The sequence below is a fragment of the Vibrio sp. L5-1 genome (assembly GCF_021728315.1).
GTDB lineage: Bacteria > Pseudomonadota > Gammaproteobacteria > Enterobacterales > Vibrionaceae > Vibrio > Vibrio splendidus_K.
Window position 1 is genome coordinate 314,158 of the sequence record NZ_JAKKCQ010000001.1, and the last position, 15,004, is coordinate 329,161.

11 protein-coding genes and 9 tRNA genes are annotated in these 15,004 nt (G+C 43.7%); 3 read left to right on the plus strand and 17 right to left on the minus strand.

What is annotated here, in order from left to right; genetic code table 11:
* Positions 1–99: 99 nt before the first annotated feature.
* The 3 genes from L3V35_RS01270 to L3V35_RS01280 all read right to left on the minus strand — a co-directional run bounded on the left by L3V35_RS01270 (position 100) and on the right by L3V35_RS01280 (position 2,701).
* Entirely contained in the window at positions 100–1,485 is a 1,386-nt protein-coding gene (locus L3V35_RS01270) for a sensor histidine kinase (RefSeq protein ID WP_054546804.1), read from the minus strand.
* On the minus strand, positions 1,482–2,147 hold the full coding sequence (locus tag L3V35_RS01275; protein ID WP_054546803.1) for a response regulator transcription factor: 666 nt from the start codon (positions 2,145–2,147) through the stop codon (positions 1,482–1,484). Before L3V35_RS01275 ends, L3V35_RS01270 begins: the two co-directional genes overlap by 4 nt.
* A gap of 80 nt (positions 2,148–2,227) precedes the next feature.
* The gene (locus L3V35_RS01280) at positions 2,228–2,701 is read right to left on the minus strand and encodes an NYN domain-containing protein (protein ID WP_046223538.1); all 474 of its coding nucleotides are present in this window, start codon (positions 2,699–2,701) and stop codon (positions 2,228–2,230) included.
* A 235-nt stretch (positions 2,702–2,936) separates the two neighbouring features.
* Between L3V35_RS01280 and L3V35_RS01285 the strand changes: the two genes are divergently transcribed.
* Complete coding sequence (locus L3V35_RS01285) at positions 2,937–3,488, plus strand: DUF4174 domain-containing protein (RefSeq protein WP_054546802.1); 552 nt, start codon at positions 2,937–2,939, stop codon at positions 3,486–3,488.
* A 51-nt stretch (positions 3,489–3,539) separates the two neighbouring features.
* Here the strand turns inward: L3V35_RS01285 and cobA are convergent, their stop codons facing one another.
* The 4 genes from cobA to nirB all read right to left on the minus strand — a co-directional run bounded on the left by cobA (position 3,540) and on the right by nirB (position 8,449).
* On the minus strand, positions 3,540–4,316 hold the full coding sequence (gene cobA / locus L3V35_RS01290) for a uroporphyrinogen-III C-methyltransferase (RefSeq protein ID WP_054546801.1): 777 nt from the start codon (positions 4,314–4,316) through the stop codon (positions 3,540–3,542).
* A 296-nt stretch (positions 4,317–4,612) separates the two neighbouring features.
* Positions 4,613–5,428, minus strand: a complete 816-nt coding sequence (locus L3V35_RS01295) for a formate/nitrite transporter family protein (protein ID WP_017109568.1) — start codon at positions 5,426–5,428, stop codon at positions 4,613–4,615.
* A 123-nt stretch (positions 5,429–5,551) separates the two neighbouring features.
* The gene (gene nirD, locus L3V35_RS01300) at positions 5,552–5,875 is read right to left on the minus strand and encodes a nitrite reductase small subunit NirD (protein ID WP_004731122.1); all 324 of its coding nucleotides are present in this window, start codon (positions 5,873–5,875) and stop codon (positions 5,552–5,554) included.
* 15 nt (positions 5,876–5,890) lie between these two features.
* A complete protein-coding gene (gene nirB, locus L3V35_RS01305; RefSeq protein WP_054546800.1) occupies positions 5,891–8,449 on the minus strand; it encodes a nitrite reductase large subunit NirB in 2,559 nt (852 codons plus the stop codon).
* Positions 8,450–9,070: 621 nt separating this feature from the next.
* Here nirB and L3V35_RS01310 point away from each other — a divergent pair.
* Positions 9,071–10,261, plus strand: coding sequence for a hypothetical protein (locus tag L3V35_RS01310; RefSeq protein WP_171308615.1), 1,191 nt, complete (start codon positions 9,071–9,073; stop codon positions 10,259–10,261).
* Between the two features lie 157 nt (positions 10,262–10,418).
* On the opposite strand, the gene L3V35_RS01315 is transcribed toward L3V35_RS01310, so the two are convergent.
* The 5 genes from L3V35_RS01315 to L3V35_RS01335 all read right to left on the minus strand — a co-directional run bounded on the left by L3V35_RS01315 (position 10,419) and on the right by L3V35_RS01335 (position 11,086).
* Positions 10,419–10,492: transfer RNA gene (locus L3V35_RS01315), tRNA-Cys, on the minus strand.
* A 64-nt stretch (positions 10,493–10,556) separates the two neighbouring features.
* Positions 10,557–10,643, minus strand: a tRNA-Leu gene (locus L3V35_RS01320).
* An 80-nt stretch (positions 10,644–10,723) separates the two neighbouring features.
* Positions 10,724–10,799 (minus strand) — tRNA-Gly (locus L3V35_RS01325).
* Between the two features lie 44 nt (positions 10,800–10,843).
* A tRNA-Cys gene (locus L3V35_RS01330) sits at positions 10,844–10,917 on the minus strand.
* Positions 10,918–10,999: 82 nt separating this feature from the next.
* Positions 11,000–11,086: transfer RNA gene (locus L3V35_RS01335), tRNA-Leu, on the minus strand.
* A 349-nt stretch (positions 11,087–11,435) separates the two neighbouring features.
* Here L3V35_RS01335 and L3V35_RS01340 point away from each other — a divergent pair.
* Positions 11,436–12,224 carry a lipase gene (locus L3V35_RS01340; RefSeq protein WP_054548453.1) on the plus strand — a complete coding sequence of 263 codons (789 nt, stop codon included), beginning with the start codon at positions 11,436–11,438 and terminating at the stop codon, positions 12,222–12,224.
* Positions 12,225–12,307: 83 nt separating this feature from the next.
* Here the strand turns inward: L3V35_RS01340 and L3V35_RS01345 are convergent, their stop codons facing one another.
* The 5 genes from L3V35_RS01345 to L3V35_RS01365 all read right to left on the minus strand — a co-directional run bounded on the left by L3V35_RS01345 (position 12,308) and on the right by L3V35_RS01365 (position 14,997).
* The gene (locus tag L3V35_RS01345; protein ID WP_237298161.1) at positions 12,308–14,173 is read right to left on the minus strand and encodes a methyl-accepting chemotaxis protein; all 1,866 of its coding nucleotides are present in this window, start codon (positions 14,171–14,173) and stop codon (positions 12,308–12,310) included.
* 320 nt (positions 14,174–14,493) lie between these two features.
* Positions 14,494–14,567, minus strand: a tRNA-Cys gene (locus L3V35_RS01350).
* 65 nt (positions 14,568–14,632) lie between these two features.
* Positions 14,633–14,719: transfer RNA gene (locus L3V35_RS01355), tRNA-Leu, on the minus strand.
* Between the two features lie 80 nt (positions 14,720–14,799).
* A tRNA-Gly gene (locus L3V35_RS01360) sits at positions 14,800–14,875 on the minus strand.
* Positions 14,876–14,923: 48 nt separating this feature from the next.
* Positions 14,924–14,997, minus strand: a tRNA-Cys gene (locus L3V35_RS01365).
* Positions 14,998–15,004: the final 7 nt, after the last annotated feature.

Sequence of the window (15,004 nt, forward strand, 5' to 3'; positions counted from 1 at the left end):
GTTTCTAAGCTATATTACTAAGTTATATTTCTAAGCAATGTTTCTCAGCACGCTTTCAGTCATCGTTATAGATGAAGCACGACAGGTAACAACAAGAGGCTAGTCGGCGATTGGGAACATAAGGTTCACTCTAAGCCCTCCACCGTCTCTATTCTCAGCAGTAACATGCCCATTCATCACTCCCATCGCTTCCTTCACGATCGCTAGCCCAAGACCGTAACCACCAGACTGTTTATCACGGGCTGACTCTATGCGAGTAAACGGATCGAAAATCCCTGCAATCTTGTTATCAGGAATGCCATGGCCGTCATCTTCTACAGATATGACACTGTAACGTTTATCGGTTAACAGTTCATAGGTAGTCACGACAACATGAGCATTCTCACCCGCATATTTGATCGCGTTACTGACCAAATTACCGATAACTCGCAGGAGCAACCTTTCATCAACATTAACCATTGATGTCGGCGTCTCTAAATCACCAATCAAAGTTTGATTCGGTTTTAAATCATTTTGCATCTGCGCGATTAGCATCGAACAATAATGCTCAAGATGCATCAAGCTTAACTTGGAGTCATAGCGAGACGTTTCTAGACGACTGAATTCAAGGATCTCACCCACCAGCTTGTTCATCTCTTCCGTTTCGCTTTCCATTCGCTCAAGCAAGCCAATACTCTTATCATCTACCTTGCTGCGCAACAGGTGCAATGCGAGGTTTTGCCTAGCCAATGGTGTTCTAAGTTCATGAGACACATCACGAATCAAACGGCGTTGCTTTTCAGCCAAAGACTTAATCTCAACCGTCATATGATCAAAATCATGGGCAAGTTCGTTGAACTCCCGCGTCGTAGAATTTAACTCAGAAACAACACTGACAGTGAAGTCGCCTTGCGCTAATCTTCGGCTCGCTTCTCTTAATCTATCCAGCGGCTGCTGCAGGCTTTTCGCCATGATGATTGAGAACAGAGACAACACGATCAAAGCTATTACCGCTTTCAACATGTAAGAATATGGCGCAAAGGATTTAGCCGGGTGAAACTGGTGTGGGAGTTGGATAACCAGTGTTTTACCGTTATCGAGTGGCAGGCCGAATATCGGCTTACTCACACGGTCACTAAGTTGATGATCTAAGGTACGCAGGTACTTGAGTTTGAATTCAAAGTGCGGATGCATGTGTCGATGGGTAATTGGTCGATTATTTTCATCAATCACAAATAGATAGTAACCTTGAGCATTGCCCCAGTCAGCTAACTCATCCATATCCCCTTCTTCGATCAGAACATTAGCTTGATACGCAAGATCCAACATTTCAGCTTTGACGGATTCTGGTACCTTCAACAAAGCCTTCATCAACGCTCGTTCAGCCACGCCTTGAAGGATTAATATACTTACCAGAATCACCGTCAGGTAACTGAACAACTGGAACGTTAAACCATCTTTACGCTTGGCAATAAAATCAGGGCAACGCAGCAGTTTCTGACTCATACCCCTACCGACTCTAGGTAGCTATAGCCTTTACCACGAACGGTTTTGATGTGTTGCTTAGACAAGCCTGCCTGAACGAGCTTTCGACGTATGTTACTGATATGCATATCTAAATTACGATCGAAAGGACAGAGTTCTTTCTTTAGAACATGGATTTGAAGGTCAGATTTAGATACAACAATACCGTCGTTTTTGACCAAGTAATCAAGCAGTTCTTTCTCAGTACCCGTTAACGGTAAACGAGAAAGTTGTTCACACAAGCCTTGATTAGGTGAAGCCAAAGATTGCCTTTGACGTTCAAAACCAACGCGGCGCAAGATCACCTTGATTCGGGTTAGGAGCTCAGGAACATTGAAAGGTTTGGCGATGTACTGGTCGGCTCCAGCTTGGTAGCCATCCAGCATAGAGGCATCGTCGTTCAGTGCAGTCAGCATAAGAATAGGAGTAGCAAAACGCTGACAAATACGCCTTGCCACTTGAATTCCGCTCAAGTTTGGAAGCATTACGTCTAGTAGAACCAAATCGACAGGGTTCGATTGAATAAACTCTAGCGCAGATTCACCACAATGAACGGTATCGACGTGATACCCCTCATTTTCCAATACTTCACCCAGTAACTCACACAACTGGATATCATCATCAACAACTAAAACGCGAGACATTGCACACACCGATAAATAAGAACAGTTTGCATTCTAATTATCGTTATTATTGATTTCAATTATAAAGTGCAGGATTTCCTCTATAGAAGAAAATCTTTTTCAATCGGTACAAATTTTGAGGCAGAATCGATAAGATTTTGAGCAGTTAACCCTGGTACACCATACACTTCAACAGGTTTGCCAAAACGCTCTTTGATTCGCTCTACAAGGATTTCGAAATCACCGTCTCCAGATACCAAAACAATCGTATCAACCGTCTCTGCGAGTTCTATCGCGTCTAACGCAATACCCACGTCCCAGTCGCCTTTTGCACTGCCATCTCGACGCTGAATAAAGGGTTTTAACTTCACATTAAAACCAACACCACGAAGGATATGATGAAATTGACGCTGCTTTGGATCTTGGCTTGAGATTGCGTAAGCATTGGCTGTCACAACGTTACGCCCTTCCGTGGCAACATACCAAAACTGGTTATAGTCGAAGTTAGAACGGTATTTGTCGCGCGTTGTGTAGTAAACGTTCTGAACGTCGACCAAAATTGCTATGTTTTCCATAATTTCATACCTTTAGATTTTCCGTATACCCTATTCTATTCAACTCTAAAATGCGAGCCGCTTTCTTTAATAAAAATGAACTCATTGGCTATGCTTAACGTAGCTATTATTGGCTTAACGCAGATGTTATTGGCCTAACGTAACTGTTATTGGCTTAACGTCGCTACTATTAGCTTAACGTAGTTGTTATTAGCTTAACTCAGAGCTTGTTTGAGTTTATCAAGGAAGGTGGAACATGCAGTACCGACAAATAATCAGATCGTACGTTGGCAGCAACACCAATGGCTCAGTATTGCCACGTTGCTGCGCAGCGATAACCAAAGCAATATCCAAACCATTGAAAACTCTATTAACAAGCGCGGTTATGTTTATGATTCTGTCAGTCAACTCGTTGCACGCTTACCCAGCCTACTCTCACTCCAAGGCCTTGCCGCACCGCAGTGTGATCTATTTTGCACCGAAGGAGGACTCTGCCGTCAAAGAGTTTCTCAATGAAGTGTTGATCAATAACTGTCAATTGGATGAACGAGACGTGGTTATCATAGTCATCGCGGAAAGCGGCTACACAGTCCCTACTTGGCTTGAAGAAGAATTTAACTTAGAGGCGGTAACCGACAGCTATGGAATACCGAAAGGCTCACATACTGCTGTTTTGATAGGTAAAGACGGAAAAGAAAAGCATCGATGGAATGGGAAGACTGATTGGAACCTTATCACCAACATTATTGATGAGATGCCTATGCGCCAAAAAGAAATGCAGCGACAAAGTAGCCGCTGCAGTATTTGATTCTTAGTCAGCTAAGCGGTCGCTTAACACATTAACTTGTAAATTAATCAATTAAGCTTGCTTGTTAAACCAAGCCAATTTTTCATGAAGCTGAGCAACGCTACCTACCACAATCAATGCTGGGCTTTTTGCGACACTCGCAAGGTTGGCTAAGTCACTCAAACCACCACGGAACACTTTCTGTTCTTGGCGCGTACCATTTTCAATAATCGCAACAGGCATGTCTGCTCGCATACCGTTATCTAATAAGTTTTTCTGAATGTTCGGGCTCTCTTTTAAACCCATGTAAAACACGATCGTGTGATTGTGTTGAGCAAGCGAACGCCAATCAATATCTTCACCATCTTTCTTTAGATGACCAGTAATGAATTGAACGCTTTGTGCGTGATCTCTATGTGTAAGCGGAATACCCGCATACGCGGTAGCGCCTGCAGCTGCGGTGATACCGGGTACCACTTCAAATCTCACACCATTTTCAGCCAGAGTTTCGCACTCTTCACCACCACGACCAAAGATAAACGAGTCACCGCCTTTAAGGCGAACAACATGTTTATTTTCTTGCGCTTTAGTCACTAGCAGTTGGTTGATCTGATCTTGTGGTACACAGTGATGGTCGAGCTTTTTCCCCACATACAGCATTTCTGCATAGGAGTTAGCCATTGCCAAGATATCTTTAGATACTAAGCGGTCATAAACGACCACATCAGCCTGTTGAATAACACGTGCCGCTTTTAGGGTAAGTAAGTCTGGGTCACCAGGGCCCGCGCCTACTAATGAAACCAATCCTTTGGTTACTTCTTTAACATTCGATGACGATACTTCTGACATGCTGTGCTCCGAAGGTTTGCTTGTTCTATCTCAAGCTTTAATCTATGTGATAAGTCACTGTATTCATGATGACTTATCCAAATCCTTAACCCTTAGACTATCAGGTGTTGAATTAAATATTCAGTCTAAATACTAACGAAGATAGAAGTAATTATAACAAAACAGTCTATTGCGGCTATTTTACTCAATAAAAATCAACGCATTGATGATGTTTAAGGCTTTCGAACTAAAAAAGCCCCAAACATGTTGTTGGGGCTCTTAATCTCATACTAAATTACGTTTCACCGTATTCAGAATTACTTAGCACCTAGAGAAGGAGCGGTTCTAGCGTGTGTTAGGAACAAAGGAACACATGTTAAGAAAAGGCCACCTACGATGTTACCAAGGATTGTAGGGATAAGGTTGAAGTTCAACCATGTCGCGATACCGAAATCAGCGCCTAGAATCATACCCAGTGGGAATAGGAACATGTTAACTACTGTATGCTCAAATACTAGTGCGAAGAAGATGAAGATTGGGAACCACATCATTGCTACACGACCAGACACAGTGCGTGCTGTCATGTTACCAATCACGCCTAGACATACCATTAGGTTACAGAAGATACCGCGTACGAAACACGTGATCCATCCGTCCATACCCATGTTTTCAAAACCTAGGCTACGAGCTGTAGAAACCGCAATGAACTTTTGTGCTACTGCGTTTGGATCTAAAGAGAAGTTACCCGTTAATGAGATAGCAACCAGTACCGCAACGATTAGAGAACCGATAAGGTTACCAAGGCCAACAATACCCCAACAACGTAGAACACGCCCCCAAGTCACACCTGGGCGGTTATCGAATTTCGCTAAAGGAGCAAGGCCAAATACACCTGTTACTAGGTCGTAGCCCATTACACTTAGAATAACGAAGCCCACTGGGAACACAAGAGCGCCAACAATACCAATGCCTGTTTGCACGATAGTCGTAATAGCCACAACAACAGCAAGAGAAAGAATGATGCCTGCCATTGTGCTTCGAATCAGAAGATCGCGAGTACTTGTTTTCGTTTTCGCTTCACCCACATCGATCATCGTTTGAACGAATTCAGCTGGTTTAAAATCAGGAGACATAAGGTTGTCCTTAAAAAGTTAAAATTAAAAGTTAAAATCGGATAGGAAAAGGTTCTAGTTGCCGAACTAAGGCAATGTCGATAACTAGAACCCTTGATCTATCAAATCTTGTTACGTATTCGATTATGCTGAAATTTCAACAGCACCTTTGGTAATTCGAGCTTTATACGCTTTCACGCTGAAGTTCTCGTCTTCCATGCACACACCTGTTGCTAGGTTAAAGCGTTGTTTCTTAAGTGGGCTCGCCACCCAAAGCTCACCTTTGTGCTCAACCGTTAAACCGCGAGATAAAACGTTTGATTGGAAAAACGGGTCAGTATTACTAATAGCGAACACTTCTTCAGCTTTAGTTGGGCGGAAAATAGCAACTTGCTCACCACCAACCAATGCACAAACACCGGTACCTGGAATAATATCTTCGATCTTACAAACTTTGGTAAATGCCATGATGTCGTCTCCCAATTAAACCAGTTCAACGTGAAGGATGTCGCCCTTCGCTTCTGGGTGTTTTTCTGTAAATGTTGCTGGGCGGTGTTGTTCACGGCCATCGTTAACAAACACAACGTTTTCATCACGGTCATCAGCATTGATGAAGTGTGAGAAGCGCTTAAGTTGAGCTTCATCGTTGATAGTGTCAGTCCACTCACAAGCAAAGTTACCCACTAGGCCAGCGACGTCAGCTTCGAGCTGGTCGTTGATGCCAAGTTTATTATCTACAATCACTTCACGTAGGTAGTCAACGCCGCCTTCTAGGTTATCCATCCATACCGAAGTACGTTGTAGTGGCGCAGCCGTACGGATGTAGAACATCATGAAACGATCGATGTATTTCAGCAGTGTTTCTTGGTCTAGATCGCTTGCCAATAAATCTGCGTGACGAGGCTTCATACCACCGTTGCCACACACATACATGTTCCAACCAGCGTCCGTTGCGATAATACCTAAATCTTTACCTTGAGCTTCAGCACACTCACGAGTACAGCCAGACACACCGAACTTCATCTTATGAGGCGTACGGATGCCTTTGTAACGGTTCTCGATCATCACGCCTAGGCCAACTGAATCTTGAACGCCGTAACGACACCAAGTTGAACCGACACATGTCTTAGCCATACGAAGTGCTTTTGCGTAAGCTTGACCCGTTTCGTAACCGGCTGCGATTAACTTCTTCCAGATTGCTGGTAAGTCATCTTTCTGAGCACCGAATAGACCGATACGTTGTGCACCAGTGATCTTCGTATATAGGTTGTATTCAGCCGCAACATCCGCAAGAACGCTTAGAGCTTGAGGCGTTACTTCGCCACCCGCCATACGAGGGATAACCGAGTAAGTACCATCTTTCTGAATGTTACCTAAGAAGTTGTCGTTGGTATCGTGCAGTTTTACTAGCTCAGGCTTAAGGATGTGCTCACCCCAGCAAGAAGCAAGGATAGAACCCGCTAGAGGCTTACAGATTTCACAGCCGTAGCCTTTACCGTACTTCTCAAGTAGCTCGTCGAATGTTTTGATTTCTTCGATGCGGATTAGGTGGAAAAGCTCTTGGCGAGAGTAAGCAAAGTGCTCACAAACGTCGTTCTTCACTTCCACACCCGCTTTAGCAAGTTCAGCGTTTAGCACAGAAGTCACAAGTGGAATACAACCACCACAACCTGTACCTGCGCCAGTCACTGCTTTGATATCACCAATGGTGTGGTGACCTTCAGCAACAGCTTGAGCGATCTTGCCTTTGGTTACGTCGAAACAAGAACAGATAACTGCAGTTTCCGGTAAGGAGTCAGCGCCAAGCGTTGGTTTTTCACCGCCAGCGTGTGCTGGAAGAATCAATGCATCTGGATGTTCTGGTAGGTCAATTTCGTTCAACATAAGTTGAAGAAGGTCACCGTAATCAGAAGTATCGCCAACCATTACTGCGCCAAGCAGTTTCTTGTTGTCTTCAGAAACGATTAAGCGTTTGTAAACTTCTTGCTCTTCGTTTTGGTAAACGTAGCTTTTACAACCAGGAGTACGACCGTTTGCATCACCGATTGAACCTACTTTCACGCCCAGAAGCTTAAGCTTCGCAGACATGTCAGCACCTTCAAATGTGCTTTCGTTACCAACAACGTGGTCAACAGCAACGGTCGCCATTTTGTAACCCGGAGCAACAAGGCCGTAGAACGTTTGGTTCCAAGACGCACACTCACCAATCGCATAGATGTCTTTATCCGTCGTTTGACAGTAATCATTAATCTCGATACCGCCACGAGGTGCGATACCCAAGCCCATTTGACGAGCAAGTTTGTCTTGTGGACGAATACCAGCAGAGAATACGATGAAATCTGTTTCGAGCTCTGTTCCGTCTGCAAAACGCATCACGTTACGAGCTTCAGTGCCTTCAGGAGCAATCTCAAGCGTGTTCTTGCTTGTATGTACGTTTACGCCCATACGTTCGATTTTTTGACGAAGTTGGTTACCACCCGCTAGGTCAAGTTGCTCAGCCATTAGCTTAGGAGCAAACTCAACAACGTGTGTTGTCACGCCAAGTGCTTTTAGTGCACCAGCCGCTTCAAGACCTAGTAAACCGCCACCAACAACAACACCAGACTTAGAATTCTTAGCGGTTGCTTCAATAGCTTTTAGATCTTCGATTGTGCGGTAAACAAAACAGTCTTTACCTTCGTTGCCTTTAATTGGCGGAACGAAAGGGAAAGAACCAGTAGCAAGAACAAGTTTGTCGTATTGGATTTCACGGCCAGTGCTTGAGTAAACCGTTTTTTTCTCACGGTTAACGTTGATTGCACGTTCACCGATCAGCATGTTTATGCCGTTTTTCTCGTAGAACCCCTCTTTAACTAAAGAAAGTTCGTCTGCAGTGTGGTGTGAAAAGTAAGAAGAAAGGTGCACACGGTCATACGCAACACGTGGTTCTTCACAGAACACCGTAATGTCCATGTTCGCAACATCTGTCTTCTCGACTAAATCTTCGATATAGCGATGACCGACCATCCCGTTACCGATTACGACTAGCTTCATCTTGCTCATAAGAATTCCTGAAGGTTATATATTTCTTAACTACACGAATAATGAATTATGAAAGAAAATGAAAATATGATGTAAATCAATTACGAAAACGAACTACCCGAAAGGGGTAGGACAAAAGAGGTAGATCTGCTTGTTTATCGAGCTAAGCAAACGAATAACCTTGGTTTTGATAGGGTTTAGCGGGATTTTATATACACTTTGGCGCACTAGAAAGAGTGTTGTAAAGTTTCATAATAGGTTAGCAACAACGTAAGTAAATGACAATCATTTTCATTTACCGTTCCATTTTCTACTCTACAAATTGCCAAACCTCTTACTTCATGAAGAAGTATGAGTAATTGTGAAGAGTCATATGATCAATTAATGGTGACAAAGCAAATACCATCTCCTCTACTATTACGCATAACGTGTCTATGACAGACGAAACTATTACCTTCGCCATTTTACTCATCCATACCTCGACACTACTCGCGGCCGCTAACAACTTAAAATGATAGAACGGTTAGGATCACGGGCTTTGTAAGACATTGTATGGATATGTATTACAGCAACTGTAATCACCCAATATCACGCGACATCTCGGTATATTGGCACTACGTTCAAAATCATAAGATGTGTCCCATGAAAGTGTTATCTTTAACTGCATTCGCTGCCAATGTTCTTCTTGTCGGTTGTAATAGTTCAAGCCAAAGCAAGCCTGTGGCAAGCCAAGAAAATGTCAAACCATCCGTTGTTCACGGGATCACAATAGAAGCAGTCCCTTCTCAGTTCTCTGCGTATTCCAAAGCAGGTTATAACCGACATGTCGCGGTCAATGCCCCCAATGGCAAATCTATCCATATTCTAATTATGGATCGCCTGAGCGATTATCAAATAGTCAAATCAGTCAATATTCTCAACCACTATCTAACCCCCGTTGATGGCACTAAATACGGGAGCGCTGACTCAAAACGCGATATTGCAAATGCTATGGCGAACAATGGCGCAATATTGAAACTAATGAATTATCACGATGAGCCCCAATATAACGACGATTTGGATGGCCAACCCTTGTTCGAAGAGGAAATTCAAGTAGAAGGCGGAGAATGGTATGTTCGACAGGATTATGAAGAGCATCGCGATGCGTCTTACGAGGAAATTCTCCACCTAGTCCATGACTATGGTATTGGTGTTCTTAACTCCCCTCAAAGTGGCAAATCGGCATTACCTTTATTTCAAAAAGAGCTAAATACAATACAGACTCAGGCTTTACATAATGCCTATACACCTCCAGTTGACACTTTGGAAGAGTGGCAAGAAGAAGTCAGTGTTGACCAAGAATACTTTGCAGCCGTCATTGATAGCTATTACGGGCTTTGGGGGGCGTATAGTGGCGAAGGTATGTGGGGGTTATACAGAGTTAAAACTCGCGACGACTTTTCTACAAGAGATCCTAACGCGCAATATATTACGGAACAGATTTTCTCTCCAACCCTGGATTACGACGCATACATTGCTGATACATTCACCGGCACTTTTAAAATGCAATATGACCCAGCAACGCCCTACACTCATCACTCTCAATATCTGACGAAACTAACGCTATCGGGCAAGAATAACGCAAATATTGAGATCAATGGATATGATAATAAGGTAACCGGAAATTTAGGTGTTAATACGGTTGTAGTACATGGTCCTAAAAGTGAATACCAAATCCACAATCTTGGGGGCGGTAAATTTCAGCTCAATGACACCGTTACTTCACGCGATGGCTTGAATACCCTATCAAGCATTGAACAAGTGCAGTTCACTGATCAGCGTTGGACTCTTTGATTCACATACACGTGTTTACTGATCAAACAGAGATACGATTCATAGCACTTGCTTCCTTAATGATTCTGAACCAAGACAGAACAAGAAATGTTTTCTAAGAACACTTTCCTACAGACGTAAAAAAGCCCGATCATTTCTGATCGGGCTTTCTAAATAATGGAGGCGCCTCCCGGAGTCGAACCGAGGTCCACGGATTTGCAATCCGCTGCATAGCCACTCTGCCAAGGCGCCTTCAGTAGTGTTTAAAGAGAACAACTCTTTTGATTACTACCAACTAAGATAACAATCAAATAGATGGTGCCCCGGGCCGGACTTGAACCGGCACAGCGCGAACGCCGAGGGATTTTAAATCCCTTGTGTCTACCAATTCCACCACCAGGGCACGCAATTCTTTATTGCGATGCCGATTACTGAAAAGTAAAACACCATCTTAATGTCAAAATGAATCAACATTACAAAATTTGGAGCGATACATCGGGTTCGAACCGATGACCTCAACCTTGGCAAGGTTGCGCTCTACCAACTGAGCTAGTATCGCAATTTCATTCGTCTAATTTCTCATTAATTAAATAAGAAAGAGAATGGAGGCGCCTCCCGGAGTCGAACCGAGGTCCACGGATTTGCAATCCGCTGCATAGCCACTCTGCCAAGGCGCCTTTATCAACATAAAATATATTGAAGTGTTTAAAGAGAACCACTCTTTGTTCAACACTCTACTCAAAGTAGAAGCTAGATAGATGGTGCCCCGGGCCGGACTTGAACCGGCACAGCGCGAACGCCGAGGGATTTTAAATCCCTTGTGTCTACCAATTCCACCACCAGGGCAACGCAATCATGCGATGCTGATTACTGAAGAGTAAAACACCATCTCTCAGCGACCTAAGCCGTGAGAACGAGGTGTACTTTAACGGATAGAAAAAATTCGTCAACAGTAAATTTTATCTTTCAATTCAAGTGATTAATTATCGAACTCAAACGATTGAATTTAGTGCAGCTTGTACGGTTCTTATACGTAGATTTTGAGTTTTAACGGGAACTCATAAGCCGAAATCCAGTTCGAAGATTCACTAAATACTGTTGATTCCATAGAATGAACGAAACACTCCCTCGTTTTCATGTGCTTTTCACATTCAAAGACTAAAGTTTTAAGTAACAACTATTACGAAATGACAACGTGAAGCCACTAAAACGATACCAGTATGAGCGCTACGCCGTTCTTTGTAACCTCGCCTACCCTAGAGTCTTTAAACAAACTCGTTACGGTTTTGATCCGAATGGACAGCGCATCATAAAGAATCAGTTTGGCAAAACCATGATTCGAGTCTTATGGAGCAGCGACAAAGATGAAGTGGTCGTGGTTATCAAGGGGTCACACAGCATTTCTGACTGGCTACTCACTTTTGCACTATGGACCAGAAGCTGTAAAAGGATTGGGCTGAACTATCGGGTACACGCTGGCTTCTATCATCTTATGTTCCAAGAAAGCCAACCAAGTCGCAACGAAGACAAGCTTGGGCAAACCGTTATCGAACGCTTAGAAGCTACGCTCAAACCTTTGTTAGAGCAAGGGAAAAGAGTTTCGATCACCGGCCACTCTTCTGGCGGCGCTATTGGTTGTGTATTTGCTGACTACCTAGACCAAAAGTATCCAGGCTCTATCAAACGAATCGTTACGTTCGGCCAACCTGCAATCGGTGATTGGAGTTTTAAAAAGAACTACCGTTTGAGCAAGAAAACCTACCGTATCTGTTGTGACATCGATATTGTCACCTTCATGCCGCCCGTGCCGCTGTTGTATTGGCATGTAGGGAAAGTACTTTGGCTCTATAACGGCAGGATCTACGAAAACACACCGACGTTAATACGCCTCGGGCGATCAATATTCAGTTGGTTGATCCGGCCTTTCTCTTATCACTTAATGAGTAAGTATATCCGTAATAAGGATTTCTTCGATAAGCATTGAGGCAGTGAATTAAGTTGATGCTGGCTGCATAAAAAAGAGCACAAGCCTGTAATGACTTGTGCTCTTTATGATTTTAATTGAACTTAAAGTTTAAATCTTGATAGTTCCTGTTTGAGATCGTTAGCTAAGTGGCTGAGCTGATCGGCTTGCGAAACGGCATCTGTCGCATCAAGCGCCATCACATCACTGACTTCACGAACAGACTCAGTATTCGCATTGATTTCTGCAGTAACTAAAGATTGCTCTTCAGCGGCAGAAGCAATCTGAGTCGCCATATCACTGATCATCTGAATCGCTTCACGGATTTGAGCCAAGCTCTCTCCGGCCATGTCCACGTCATGTACGCTTGTTTTCGCCATATCATGGCTTTGTGTCATCACTTTCACCGCACCATTGGTCGCTTGTTGTAAGCGTTTGATCTTGTCTTCGATCTCTTCTGTTGAAGCATGAGTACGTTGAGAAAGCACACGAACCTCGTCAGCCACCACAGCAAAACCTCTGCCTTGTTCGCCTGCCCTAGCCGCTTCAATGGCCGCATTGAGCGCGAGTAAGTTAGTTTGCTCCGCTATTTCACGAATCGTCGCTAAGATAGACGCGATTTGTTGACCATGCTCTTCAAGCTCGCTGATGATAGACACAGCGCTTGTTAGCTCAGTAGCAAGTTCATTGATCGATGATTGGCTTTTGGCCATCTGTTGGAAACCTTGCTCGCTCAACTCCACCGAATGAGTCGCACTTTTGGCCGTACTCTCAGCATTCGTGGCGATTTCGGCTGTTGCTGTCGCCATTTCTGTCACAGCCGTTGCTACCATCGTGATCTCATCTTGTTGTCTGCTTACACTATCACTGCGCTTCATCGCACTGGTATTAGCATGCTCGGCACCGCTGTTCATCGCGGTAGAAACTTGAGTGACGTTTTGCATCATTTGATGGAGTCGATCAACGAAGACATTAAATTTATCGGCAAGCTGACCCACCTCATCTTGGCTCGACACTTGTAGTCTTTGGGTGAGATCGCCTTCCCCTTCCGCAATATCAGCTAATGCTTCACTCACTCGACCCAGTTCAACTAATTGACGAGCCACAAACCATGAGGTTGCTACAGCCATAACGATCAATACAATCAAACCTGTGGTAATTTGGCTAATCAACATATCGAACAGGGGCTGCTCTAGTACGTCTTTATCCATTTCAATCACAAGTAACCAGTCAGTGCCTTTAATTGGCTCAGCCATGATGACTCGCGCGGCACCATCCACTTGCGTAAAGATCGTCGTCAAGTTCTGCGCAGCACTGTTTAATCCAGAAACACTTAATTCAGGTGCTATCTCTTTGACTTCCTTAAGGATGAAATCTTTATTCTTATGAGCAACGACCGTGCCTTGCTTATCAATTAGTATCGCTCGTCCATTACCTGGAACCTGAATAGCCAACACATCTTCAATTAGCTTGTCTAACGCAAGATTAGATGCCACAACACCGATGATTGAACCATTTTCGGTCACAGGATCGGTCAGTGTCACCACCAAGGTTTGCATCGTCACACTCACATACGGCTTTGTTGTCACAGCTCGATTTTCAGCCAATGTTTGTTTATACCAACCTCGGACTCTTGGGTCGTAACCCGCTTTATTCAATGAAGGATCATGGCGAAACATCTCACCTTCTTTGTTACCGTAATAGCTCAATCCAAACCCACCAGATACCAAGGTTTGACGTAAATGAGGAACGATATCTATTGAAGGGTTAAGCTGTACTTGTTGCTTAAGCCCGTGTACTGCTTGCTTCTTATCGTAAAACCAGTCGCTGATGCCTTTTGCATGAGCTTGAATCGTATTGCGGCTTTCACTTTCTATTGCTTGCCAGCTGTTTGTTTGAAAAGTCTTATAACCCATGAAAAGGAGAATGGCAGATGTAACAGCAATCGCCAAAACTACAGAGAAAACCATTTTCCTCTTTAGACTAAATTGCATATTTAAGAACCTCTTATAGAACAATTAAAGAAATATAAAGAGGGACACTATCACTCATACACATGTTTTAATTAGGGTTATCCCATAAAATAATGAAACAAATTGAGCATTATGGTTAATTGTGACTTTGGTTTATTCACCTGTCTATCAACAAAGGTTCAACTTAGGATCTCATCAAAATAGAGTGGGTCTATGAAAGGTAAAGGGGAGAAATGAAGAGGCAAGGATGGAGAAACAAGAAACAAAGAAGCCAGAAACGAAAAAACCAGCCACAAGGACTGGTTTCTTCTAAATGATGGAGGCGCCTCCCGGAGTCGAACCGAGCTCCACGGATTTGCAATCCGCTGCATAGCCACTCTGCCAAGGCGCCTTCAAGTCGTGTTTTAAGAGAACGACTCTGTTGATCACTACCAAACAAGATAACAATCAAATAGATGGTGCCCCGGGCCGGACTTGAACCGGCACAGCGCGAACGCCGAGGGATTTTAAATCCCTTGTGTCTACCAATTCCACCACCAGGGCACGCAATTCTTTATTGCGATGCCGATTACTGAAAAGTAAAACACCATCTTAATGTCAAAATGAATCAACATTACAAAATTTGGAGCGATACATCGGGTTCGAACCGATGACCTCAACCTTGGCAAGGTTGCGCTCTACCAACTGAGCTAGTATCGCAATTTCATTCGTCTAATTTCTCATTAACTAAATAAGAGAGAAAGAGAATGGAGGCGCCTCCCGGAGTCGAACCGAGGTCCACGGATTTGCAATCCGCTGCATAGCCACTCTGCCAAGGCGCCATTTTTC

Coding starts and splice junctions, on each gene's coding strand:
- L3V35_RS01270 (WP_054546804.1), bottom strand. CDS start 1,485: ATGAGTCAGAAACTGCTGCGTTGCCCTGATTTTATTGCCAAGCGTAAA.
- L3V35_RS01275 (WP_054546803.1), bottom strand. CDS start 2,147: ATGTCTCGCGTTTTAGTTGTTGATGATGATATCCAGTTGTGTGAGTTA.
- L3V35_RS01280 (WP_046223538.1), bottom strand. CDS start 2,701: ATGGAAAACATAGCAATTTTGGTCGACGTTCAGAACGTTTACTACACA.
- L3V35_RS01285 (WP_054546802.1), top strand. CDS start 2,937: ATGCAGTACCGACAAATAATCAGATCGTACGTTGGCAGCAACACCAAT.
- cobA (WP_054546801.1), bottom strand. CDS start 4,316: ATGTCAGAAGTATCGTCATCGAATGTTAAAGAAGTAACCAAAGGATTG.
- L3V35_RS01295 (WP_017109568.1), bottom strand. CDS start 5,428: ATGTCTCCTGATTTTAAACCAGCTGAATTCGTTCAAACGATGATCGAT.
- nirD (WP_004731122.1), bottom strand. CDS start 5,875: ATGGCATTTACCAAAGTTTGTAAGATCGAAGATATTATTCCAGGTACC.
- nirB (WP_054546800.1), bottom strand. CDS start 8,449: ATGAGCAAGATGAAGCTAGTCGTAATCGGTAACGGGATGGTCGGTCAT.
- L3V35_RS01310 (WP_171308615.1), top strand. CDS start 9,071: ATGAAAGTGTTATCTTTAACTGCATTCGCTGCCAATGTTCTTCTTGTC.
- L3V35_RS01345 (WP_237298161.1), bottom strand. CDS start 14,173: ATGGTTTTCTCTGTAGTTTTGGCGATTGCTGTTACATCTGCCATTCTC.